The organism is Magnetococcales bacterium (genome assembly GCA_015228935.1).
In the GTDB taxonomy this organism is placed as follows: domain Bacteria; phylum Pseudomonadota; class Magnetococcia; order Magnetococcales; family DC0425bin3; genus HA3dbin3.
In genome coordinates this window covers 25,160-35,484 of the sequence record JADGCO010000018.1, presented here as the reverse complement: position 1 = coordinate 35,484, position 10,325 = coordinate 25,160, and the positions used below count along the sequence as shown (strand labels likewise).

At 57.0% G+C, this 10,325-nt stretch carries 11 protein-coding genes; all 11 read right to left on the bottom strand.

Translation table 11 applies throughout. The features are described from left to right. Positions 1-1,240, bottom strand: a 1,240-nt coding sequence (locus HQL65_06700; GenBank protein MBF0135911.1) for a hypothetical protein, incomplete at its 3' end; no start/stop codon positions are given. Further along, a complete protein-coding gene (locus HQL65_06695; protein MBF0135910.1) occupies positions 1,237-2,205 on the bottom strand; it encodes a 6-bladed beta-propeller in 969 nt (322 codons plus the stop codon). The genes HQL65_06700 and HQL65_06695, both read right to left, overlap by 4 nt. Positions 2,206-2,370: 165 nt before the next feature. Then, positions 2,371-2,763, bottom strand: a complete 393-nt coding sequence (locus HQL65_06690; protein MBF0135909.1) for a hypothetical protein — start codon at positions 2,761-2,763, stop codon at positions 2,371-2,373. A 44-nt stretch (positions 2,764-2,807) separates the two neighbouring features. Then, positions 2,808-3,455, bottom strand: coding sequence for a hypothetical protein (locus HQL65_06685; protein MBF0135908.1), 648 nt, complete (start codon positions 3,453-3,455; stop codon positions 2,808-2,810). A gap of 80 nt (positions 3,456-3,535) precedes the next feature. Further along, positions 3,536-4,585, bottom strand: coding sequence for a hypothetical protein (locus tag HQL65_06680; protein ID MBF0135907.1), 1,050 nt, complete (start codon positions 4,583-4,585; stop codon positions 3,536-3,538). 35 nt (positions 4,586-4,620) lie between these two features. Then, entirely contained in the window at positions 4,621-5,502 is an 882-nt protein-coding gene (locus HQL65_06675) for a hypothetical protein (GenBank protein MBF0135906.1), read from the bottom strand. Between the two features lie 61 nt (positions 5,503-5,563). Next, positions 5,564-6,184 (bottom strand): cytochrome c, class I, encoded by a 621-nt coding sequence (locus tag HQL65_06670; protein MBF0135905.1) that lies wholly within the window; start codon positions 6,182-6,184, stop codon positions 5,564-5,566. Continuing rightward, positions 6,181-6,600 carry a hypothetical protein gene (locus tag HQL65_06665; GenBank protein MBF0135904.1) on the bottom strand — a complete coding sequence of 140 codons (420 nt, stop codon included), beginning with the start codon at positions 6,598-6,600 and terminating at the stop codon, positions 6,181-6,183. Before HQL65_06665 ends, HQL65_06670 begins: the two co-directional genes overlap by 4 nt. Before the next feature lie 36 nt (positions 6,601-6,636). Then, entirely contained in the window at positions 6,637-8,475 is a 1,839-nt protein-coding gene (locus HQL65_06660; protein ID MBF0135903.1) for a hypothetical protein, read from the bottom strand. A 269-nt stretch (positions 8,476-8,744) separates the two neighbouring features. Next, positions 8,745-9,887, bottom strand: a complete 1,143-nt coding sequence (locus tag HQL65_06655; GenBank protein MBF0135902.1) for a peptidylprolyl isomerase — start codon at positions 9,885-9,887, stop codon at positions 8,745-8,747. A 273-nt stretch (positions 9,888-10,160) separates the two neighbouring features. After that, positions 10,161-10,325, bottom strand: a 165-nt coding sequence (locus tag HQL65_06650) for a hypothetical protein (GenBank protein ID MBF0135901.1), incomplete at its 5' end; no start/stop codon positions are given.

Below are 10,325 nucleotides of genomic sequence, written 5' to 3'. Positions count from 1 at the left end.
TCAGAGGCATGCGTCGATTGCCGCTCGTGGTAAAATCGGTCTTGATATCCGGCACATTGTTGCTGGCACTGTTCAGGATGCTTTGTGCCGTCGTGGTGTGACACTGATAGCAGGTCTGCTCGATGGCCGGGTTGCCGCCCTGTTTGGGGGTCGTCGTGCTGTCCGTCCCTTCCCGCAACAACCGCCGCGAGCCGGGAACCGTATGGGTATCGTGACAGTTGAGGCAGGCCGCCTGCCAGACCTGCATGTTGGCCGTAAATTCCCGCAGCTCCGCCGCACTGCCTGTACCCGATTTATAGGTTTCATTGGCATCGGTGCTGTTGGCATGGACCGATTCCGCCCAGGCTTTTTTGCCCTTGTCGTGACAGCCCAGACAGATGATGTCGTTGCTTGAATTGAACGAGGAGCCACTCGGTGCCGCTTTTTGGAAACGGTTCAACCGCAAAAACTTGATCGGAGTCGCCTCTGCCGAATCCATGATGTGGGGATCGTGGCAGGAAGAACACTGGACCTGATTGTTGTCCAGGGGCAGGAGCGGCTTGGTGGTTGACCCGGCCTGCCGCTGGGCAACGATCAACTTGCCATCACCAGCCGTGTAAGGTGGCACCCGCAGCTCACCGTCGGCATTGGCCACGCTTGTATCGAACGTGAAGGAAATGGGATGGTCGTTGCTGAGATCCACCCCCAGATTCCGGGTAAATCCGGTCGTGACTCCGCTGCTGCCCGCCGGCATGACACCCGCCGTGCCGGTGCCGGACATGTTGATGCTGGCGGATTGCGTGCCACCCAACACGTTGACCGAACCTACCGCCAACGTTCCATCGTGACAGGAGAGGCATAATTTGGAACTGCCGCCTGGTCCGGCCCGCAATTGGCTCACATCCGCATCGATGGAGGAGGATTCATAGGTACCGGTATAGGTTGCCGTGGAGAGCCGACGGTTCCAAAGGGGAGCGGGTGTGGTGCCATCCACGGTACCGGCGTGGGGCGTATGACAAAAAACACAGACCTGCGTTTCCGATACCGCCTTGACTGTGCGCACCGGTCCCCCGGCATAGTCGGTTGCCGAAAGATTGTGTTTGGTCTTGCGCACATCCGAAGTCCGTGCCGCATCCGCATGTGAAGGCCCACCACCCCAGACCAGCAAGGCCAGCAACACGGCAGCAACCGGTCTCCAGCCTCCAGCCTCCAGCCTCCAGCCTCCAGCCTCCAGCCTCCAGCCTGAATCGATGATGGTCATCCCTGTCCTCCCAGATATTGAAAGACCGTGACGCGACCATTGAACATGTCGGCGACGAACACCCGTCCCTGGGCATCGGACCACACCCCACTCGGCAGATAAAAATTGCCCACTTCCTTGCCAGTGCCCCCAATGGGCATGAGAAACTGGCCATCCTTGTTGAAAATCAGCAAATGGTCGTGGAAGGACTCCACCACGTAAATATTGCCCTCGGCATCCACGGTCACCCCTTTGGGGCGAACCATCTCCCCGACCAGGATGCCACGGCGACCAATGGCAAACAGAAACTCTCCCTCCGTATCGAAAACCTGTACCCGGGCATTCAGGGTATCAGTGACATAAAGCCGGTTGCGTCCATAAGCGATATGGGTTGGACCGTTGAAATTGCCGTTTTCGGTGCCGGGGCCGCCAATCGTCTTGACATGCTTGCCGTCATCGCTGAAAACCTTGATGCTCTGGCTGCGGGTATCCGCCACGTAGACCATCCCGCGGGCCGGATCGCGGGCCAATCCGGTCGGACGCACCAGGTAGTCGCGGCCAAAATCACCCACCGGTTCGCCCTGGGAATCCAGGCGGACGACACGACCCAATTCGGCATCGGCCACCAGATACTCGTTGCCACGGCCCAGGGCGATACCCACCGGTGAGGAGAAGAGATTGACGGCATCCGCCTTCTGCCAGAGATAAAATTTTCCCGTTGGCTGGTCGAAAACCACCACGCCGCGATGCCCGCTGTCGGTAATGAGGATGCGACCGGCGGCGTCCACCAGACCTGTCTGGGGTCGGCGCAAGCTTTTACGGGCATTTTCCTGGGCCAGTCCGGTTTCCGGATCCAGTCCCACGATCAAGAAGGCGGCCTTGCGCAACCCTTTGGGCACCTCCTCTTCGGCGATGCGAAAATTTTCCCATCCGGTCAATTGTCCGGCAAAGCGGTAGCGGGGAATTTCAGGCTGATTGGGCCACAAAGGCAGTTTATCCGTTGCCTGTTCTTCCACCCCCATGCGCATGACATGCGGAACGTCTGCGCAACTGACGGCAAGAACACTGCCGCTCAGCAGGGCGACGACCAACAAAACCATTTTTCTGGGCGACATGGCTGCTTCCTCCTTCCGGAATGACCACCACCGGCTTCAATACTCCCCTGGCCCGGTGGAGGCATGACCCCCCCGTATTCCGGTTGCCAGGCCGGGCAGACCGGAATGGCAACGGTGACAATTTTCCAGACCCCACGCAACCTGATCATTGTGACACATGCCACAAAATTTGCCATCCATGATATCGACCATTTTGATGTCGTTGGCACCCACCCGCATCTTGAAGCCCAATTCGTGATGGCACACTTTGCAGCGAAAACGGATGCGATGAAACCAGTGCGGGTAGATGACCGGTCGCACCCCCCCCTTTTCCGACCGGGAGTTGAGGACCACATCGCCATATTCCGCCTGGAGATCCGCCAATGGCGACAACAACAGGAGCCCCGCCATGCCGGCCTTCAACAAGGTATGACGACCAAAAAATTGCATTGTCGATAAACTCCTGAAATCTCTGTCTGGCAACCGGTCTGAGTCTATTTCTTGTTTTTGCCCTGCTTCTGTCCCTGACCGGAACCCTGCCCCGGGCTGGATCCCTGGCCTGGAACCGAACCCTGGCCCTTGCCTTGCGGATCCTGCACCTGAACCTGGGGATTCTGTGAACCAAATTTGCCCCGGAAAGTATCCGGATCCACACTGTGACAGCGCTTGCATTCGGTCAGGGGAAAGGCCACGGCACCATGGCACCGGCCACAGTATTGCCCTCCCAGAATGTCCATCATCTTGATGGGCGTGGCCCCGAATTTGGATTTGAACAACTCCTCGTGGCAATTGGCACAATCCAGCCATTCGGTATGCTGGCGGTGGGGAAACAACACAAACGGGTTATCCCCCGTGTTGCCATAAATCAGATCCAGGTCCAAAACCTGAATTCTGGTATCCGGCATGATATTGGTGCGCGGTTTGATGGAGCCGTTTTTCAGGGCCTCGACCCAACGCACTTGATTGCCCACCACATCTGCCGGCAAGGCGGTCATGGCCTGATTGGGTTGCTGCAATTCCTTGATGGCAGGTCCATCCGGATCATGCAAACCATCTTTTTCCAGGGGTTTCCAGATGCGGTTGTCATTTTCACCGGCCATCGCAACCGGAGAAAAAAACAGGATCAATCCGGTGACGATCATGAACAAGGCGGCGCGGCCCGCCCGGTGACGGGCCGCGTCTGTTCCGGATCTTGCTGCTGGGTCGTTGAATACCATGCGCATCACCCCGGTATGAAAATACCCGCCTTGCGAATGGCCTGGACCAGCTCCTTGGTGGACTGTTCCAGGGTTTCGATGGCTTTTTCATGGGCGCGTCCTTCGGCCAGTTTTTCGGCCTCCTTGCGCAACGCCTGTGCCCTCTCCACCGAGGCCTGCGCATCCTTGCGCACGCTTTCCGACTGGTTTTTCAGCAGCATGTTGACGAGCATCTGATGCGTATCGTTGCGGTCAACCTCGTAATGATACTCTTCTTCCTTGGTGGCAAAATGCAGGGAACGAACCAGGGTATCCCCTTTGCGGAGTTTTTCGATGCCCACTTTGGCGGTGATGTAACTTTCATCCAGCTTGGCGCGGCTCTCGTCAAGCTTGCCGCTCTGTTGCAGGGTCGTGGCCTCCTGCATCAAGGATTCCACCCGGCCGATCCCCTCCCCCCCTTTGCCTTTCTCTTGACTGATCCTCTTGAAAGCTCCGAGGAGGACTTTGACACTCTCCTTGCGGCGATCAAAATCGACATGTTGCTTTTCGCGGACGGTCGCCCCGCCATCCGCCTTGCGCACCGCCTCGAACATAGCCTGGGTGGCCTTGCCCAACAGGGCATGGGCACCGGCATGATCCCCTTTCTTGAAGGCTTCTTCGGCCTGATTGCGCAGGGTACGCGCCTCTTCGCGATAGGCCTCGGCCTCGGGTTGCCGACTGGAGGAGATCAGACGTGCCCCGGAAGATTTTTCAATCAGGGTCGTGACCGTATTCAACCGGGCCTGGACGGCATCAGGGCCCTGGCCCAATTTATAATTTTTGTTCCCCTCGGGAACCGTGACCTTGACATTGCCAGCCGCAGCCGGCGCGGATGTCTCGGCGCGGCGTTGCGTCGGGCTGCTTTTGTCCGCCTGGTCGGCATTCCGGCTGACGGATGCAGACGACTCCGGTGCCCTTGCCTCTGGAACCTGCGCGGCAGCGGCCTGGGGCGTCTCGCCACCCCCGGACTGGGTCTGGCAACCATTGAGAAACAAAGAAAGGGTCAATAAAGCCCCCAGTGACAAAACCGATTTCATGAAACCATGCTCCGTGTCTGTTTATGGTGTTCCAACTAGAAGGGCAGGGATACTCCGAGGATGCGCAATCCTTTGACCAGCTCCATGTTGGCCTTTTCCTGGCTGCTGACGGCATCCTTGAATGCCCCCTGACCAGCCTGCTGTTTGGCAGTATCCATCAAGGTCTGGCTGCGGGCGATGAACTCTTCCACATCCCGTTGCCGGGATTGGCCCGGCAAATTTTTTTCGCCGGCCAACAAGGTCATCCGGAGCAAGGCCTGAAAACTTTCCGACCGGCCCATCTCGTACTTGTACTCCTCCTCGGGAGAGGCAAACTTCAATTCGTAGACCAGGGATTTGCTGTCCAGAAGGGATTTCAATCCTGCCACCACCTGTTTGCGGGCATCTTCCAGGAGGGCATTGGCCTCCTGGTATTTGTCCTGGGTGGTCAACTGGCGGGCATCCACCAGCATTTGACGGATCCGGGCCGGCGACCCCGAATTGGCATTTTTTCCAGCATGCTCCAAATGCCGTTGATAGGCCTCCACCAGATTGCCCACGGCGAGGGAGAGATCGTCATAACGGGCACGCTGCAACCAGGCTTGGCTTTCCGGACGCACGGTGCGCCGGGAGGCATCCAGGGCCAATTTCAGGGCCTGATCCATGAGGGTACGGGCCTCGGTGGCCTTGTTGCTCTCCATGGCCTGCCTGGCCTGATCGCGACTCTGCCTGGCCTGTTCCAGCAACGGCTGGGCATCTGTTCCCACAACCCGTTTGGCCAGGTCCGGTTGAGTCAGAATCTGATCGACGAGCAGTGATTTTTGTTGATACAAAACCCGGTCGGCTTTGTTGGTTTGGACAACATCTTCCGCCCCCGCAACGCCAGGCATGACCGCCAGCCAGCCGGCCATGATGCCGGATGCCAGCATGGTTGTCATGATCATCCTCTCTCCCCTGCAAGCCGAAAACATATAAACTCCTTCTGCCCCGGTCACGGGTCTACCTCTTGGCATCGGCCTTGGCGGCACCACCTTCCGGCTTTTTCTTGGAGTGGCACAAACGACACTCCGAGACCGGGAAAGCCACCTTGCCATGACAAACCCCGCATTTTTGTCCCATGAGGATTTGCGCCATGCTGATTTGATTGGCACCCTTCTGGGGAATAAACAGGTCGGGATGGCAATTGGAACAATCCAGCCACATCGTATGCCGGTCATGGGGGTAGACCACATCCGGCATGGTTCCCTTCACTTCCCGCACGATGTCCAGGTCGAAGACCAGGGCCTCTTCCTGGGGATTGTTCCGGTCCCAGCGCGGGTTGATTTTTTTGTTTTTCAGGGAGTTGACCCAGTTGACATAATTTCCCGCGTTCAGGGAGGTATCCATCGACTGGAAGGCTTCCAGCGGCTTTTGCAGCAAAAAGGTGCCCTGATTGGCCGGATCGTGAATGCCATCCAGATCCGGTGGTGGATTGCGTTCGGATTTGGGGCGCATCAACCGGTTGAAGCTGTTCACATTGCCGGCGGGGGTCTCCGCGCCGGCCTCAGCCATGATGCCGACCGCAACGAAGACGACTGCCAGGAAGGCCACCAGGGGCCGTGGAATGATCTGTCCGCTCATTTCTTTCCTCCCTGTTGGGGCGTCGCGGCTGCCGGTCCACCCAGGAGTTTTTGCACCGTGCTGCCATGCACCTGGGTTGGCGTACCGGGCTTGCCGGAGTGGCACACATCGCAGTTGTCCACGGCCCAGGCAATGTTGCCATTGTGGCAGGCACCGCAGAATTGGCCATCAATGATCTTCAACATGTTGATGTCGTTCCCCCCGGCCTGGAACTTGAATCCCAGATCGGCATGGCACACCTTGCACCGGAAACGGATGCGGTGAAACCAGTGCGGAAAGACTGCCGGTCGCATCCCGGCCCCATCCGACCGATTGTTGATCACCACATCGCCATATTCCGCTGCGGCGGGCAGACTCACAAGCAGGGCCAACCCCCCTGCCATGACGGCCCAACGGATCCTTTTTCCCAACGTCATACGTTTTACCTTCACCGGTTCCCTCCCATCTGAATTTCAGAAGACCGTTTCAAAATACCGTCTGATATCGAACATGATGACGGTGTTTCTCTGATAATCATCCTGAAGCCACCCATCTGTTTCCTGCACCCCAACATTCAGACCAACCACGATTTTGCCAAGTTGGTAATCCAGCCGATTCCAGAATTGCCGGCTTTCCCGCAGACCGGCGTTGCCAATCAGGTTGCCCATGGGCAAATATTGATTGTCCACATCGATTGCCAATGACGAAATGAAGCGCAGACCAGGTATGCGCAGCAGATCGGGATAAGCCAGAGAAAGTTCCCCCCGGGAATATTTTTTGGAATCACTCTTGCCATCGCTGCCACGCAAGCTCCACTGGGTCGAGAAATTTCCTTTCCAGGTGGCACCCTTGCCCACCATGCCGCTGCGGGACAACTGCACGTTGGCCAATTGATTGTACCCGGGATCCACGCCCAGGGTACGGGTATCGGTCAGGGTCAGTTCCGTGTAGGTACGGCTTTCGCCACGATCGTCATCCCAGCGCAGGGTACCGCTGTGATCGATATTCCACAGGGTCACCGCCTGGCTGACATGGGATGCCGATCCCTTCTGATTGCAGGATACTTCCACAAACCCTGCCGGTCCTGTCTCCTTCTGCCAGGCCAGGCTGTGTCCGATGCGTTCCGACATGGACATTTTCGGCTTGCGTGCCTGCCGCTCGGAACTGTCGAATGCCCCGGATGTTGACCAATTATAGATCAGGGGTCCCAGGAGAATCCGGTCCGGTGAATAGGAGGTTTGCACGGATTGCGTGGCATCCATCTGCGAGGCTGTCTTATTCCCCTGAATGGTTTCCTGGCTGTTGCCTGCCACCCGGCCGCTCAGGTTCCAGGCCGGGGAAAATTGATAATTGAGGCCCAGATTCGAGTTGAGCAGACGGGCGATCCGTTCCCCATTGGTATCCGCCGATCCCGTCGATCCGTCCGTTCCGGAATTCGAACTGGTTTCGGTTCCGGCTCCTGAATCGGTCAGAGTCGTATTTTGCGAAACACGGGAAGTGCTGACCACAGAATAGGATTTTCCCTCCGGGCGCCAGAAGATGGAATTGTTGATCTGTTCCCATTGAGAATTCCACAACGAGTCCTGACGGCCCATTGGACTGATGTTGGTGTTTTGAATATCGCTCAGACTCCAACTGCCCATCGAGTTGACCGAAATGCTCGGCCCGCCGGTGTAGTCATGTCGCAGCACCACCGATTTGTCCCGGGAGCGAACGATGGTATCCTGGGTTGAGTTGTTGGCATTGTCCATCTTGCCAAACACGTCCACGGTCTGGGTGGTCAAACGTTTGTTCCAACTCACACTCATCGATTGTGTTTTTGAATCATTGGTGATCTTGCCCACCGAGGGAATGGAAATGCCCTCAAAGCCGGAAATATTCTTGGTACCGCTCATGTCACGGCTGAGATCGAGCCGTACACCCAGTTGGCTGTCCCGTTCCAGATTTCGATAATCCTGGGAGAGACTCAGTTTCTGGCGATTGCCTCCCTGGCCACCGGCGGTTCCTTCCGACGAGTCGGCGTTGTTGTAGTCATAGTTGGCCCGAAACGGAAAACGACTCTCCGGCACCACCTGAATATTCAGGCTGCCACCCATGGTCCGTGCCAAGGCTTCCGTGCTGGCATCGCTCGGATTCGGGCTGGCATCCACCAGATTCAACTGGGAGTTGATTCCGACATTCATTTGGCTTTCCCATTTCAGGAGCCAGGGCTTCCAGACATACCCCTGACTTCCCCGACTCAGGTTCAGATTGGTCAGTATCTGGCGTCCGGCAACGGCGGGCTTGTCCTTGACCAGGTTTCTGTTGAACATAAACCCCGTATCACCCCAGACACGCCACGGAGTGAACTGGGCTTTGAAGCGCACGGGCCACAACTGAAGCTCCGCATTGGCTGTCGTTGGATAAACGCCCTCAAGCCAAAACAGATGAACCAGGATAACCCGGACGGTCACTGATCTGGTCTTTTTCACCCGCCAATCCGCTAGACGTCCACCTTACCGGAATCATGCATCTGTGTTTCCAACGTTGGCGATCATATCCAAGACATCCCGTCAACCCAAGGGTCGCTTTTCCATCGCGTTCATTTGCTCTCTTTTTTCTCGACTTTGTCAGACTTCTCCACCTTGTCAGCCTTTCCCGCTTTGTCAGACTTCTCCCCCTTCCCGGTCTGCCCGGCTTGATCGGCTTCCTTCTCCCCCTCCCCTTCCTTGGGCAGGGGCAGATAGAACGAGGTATCGAGAGTGATTTTGGTTTTGGCCCGCAACTCTTTTTTCAGATTGTCCCAGGCCTTGTCCGCATCCTCCTGGGCAAGCCGTTTGCTGGCCCGCTCCCTGGCCTTCTCGAAAGGCATCTTCTCCGGCATTTCCCGGGCATCCAGACGCATGATGGCCACCCCCTCCAGGACCAGGACCGGATCCGTAATCTCTCCTGGTTTGATTTTGTCGAGAGCCGCCTGGGCCGTATCGGCCAGCATGCCTCTGTGAATGAATTTCATCTTGCCGCCATTCGCTGCAGAAGGGTCCTGGGAGTACCGACGGGCCATTTCCGCAAAATCAGCCCCTTTTTTCAGATCCTGGGCAATTTCCTTGGATTTTTGCATGGCTTCTTCCCAGGCCTTGCCCCCGGCACCCGGATCCACCTTGAGCATGATGACCGAAATTTTCTGGTCCATGGGCGCGGTAAACTTGTCTGGATGGGCATCGTAGTAGGCTCGCACGGCATCGGGTGAGGCAGGCGGCACATCGCGGGTTGCTTTCTCAATTTTGGCCAACAGGTCCCGATCTTCCAGCTCCTGGCGCAGGGCCGGGATCATTTTGTCCCGATTTTCCTGCCAGGGTTTGGAATCCTTGTACCGCGCATCGTAACCGTCCAGGGTTTTTTTGACCGCTTCCTGGTTTGGGGTGAGACCACGCCGTTTGGCCTCTTGCAGCAGCAGCGTGCGATCGATCAATTTATCGCCGATTTCCCGCTGAAATTTGGGCAACTCGTTTTCAGGGACCTTGGAGTGATAATATTTTTGCCGGACGCCTTCCTGCATGGCCTCACGAAATTTTTTTCCGGTAATGACCTGATCTCCCACCGTGGCAAATGGAAGGTCATCCCTGTCCGGCGCTGGGTTTGCCGGTGTTCTACCCGAATCCTCAGGCGCAGCGACAGCAGGCGACACCTGCCAGCCACACACCAGGACCAGTAACAGCAACCCGAATTTTCTTCCGATTCCCATGATCACCTGCCCCTTTCAGTGTCTCTCCAGAGGCAATTGCATCTCCCTGATTGCCGTCACCCCACCCCTGCAACACCATGCAACTTGTCAAAAATGATCGATCGATGAGTGCAGGATTGGCAATCATGCGGGCTTTGCAACCGGCTCCATACAGTCCGAAGCATATTCACTACCAGAAACCGGATCAATTTTCGACCCCGGACAGAAAAAAAACCGGGCGGTTCGATCCGCCCGGCATACTTGTTTCCTGTTTCAGGAAGAGAGAGATACCGATTATTTATTGTGGCAGGCCAGACACACCTGGCTGGAAGAGTTGTCACGCCGCAGGAAGGCCACCTGTGCAGCTCCAGAGGTGGAGTCGTTGTGGGGATCGTGGCAGCTCGCACACTCGACGAAGGGCTGCACCACGCTCGACAGGGTCCGGGTGTAGAGCATCAA

What these genes read in the sequence shown, in the direction of transcription:
- HQL65_06690 (MBF0135909.1), bottom strand. Translation starts at nt 2,763, where the DNA reads ATGCAATTTTTTGGTCGTCATACCTTGTTGAAGGCCGGCATGGCGGGG.
- HQL65_06685 (MBF0135908.1), bottom strand. Translation starts at nt 3,455, where the DNA reads ATGATCGTCACCGGATTGATCCTGTTTTTTTCTCCGGTTGCGATGGCC.
- HQL65_06680 (MBF0135907.1), bottom strand. Translation starts at nt 4,585, where the DNA reads ATGAAATCGGTTTTGTCACTGGGGGCTTTATTGACCCTTTCTTTGTTT.
- HQL65_06675 (MBF0135906.1), bottom strand. Translation starts at nt 5,502, where the DNA reads ATGACAACCATGCTGGCATCCGGCATCATGGCCGGCTGGCTGGCGGTC.
- HQL65_06670 (MBF0135905.1), bottom strand. Translation starts at nt 6,184, where the DNA reads ATGAGCGGACAGATCATTCCACGGCCCCTGGTGGCCTTCCTGGCAGTC.
- HQL65_06665 (MBF0135904.1), bottom strand. Translation starts at nt 6,600, where the DNA reads ATGACGTTGGGAAAAAGGATCCGTTGGGCCGTCATGGCAGGGGGGTTG.
- HQL65_06660 (MBF0135903.1), bottom strand. Translation starts at nt 8,475, where the DNA reads ATGTTCAACAGAAACCTGGTCAAGGACAAGCCCGCCGTTGCCGGACGC.
- HQL65_06655 (MBF0135902.1), bottom strand. Translation starts at nt 9,887, where the DNA reads ATGGGAATCGGAAGAAAATTCGGGTTGCTGTTACTGGTCCTGGTGTGT.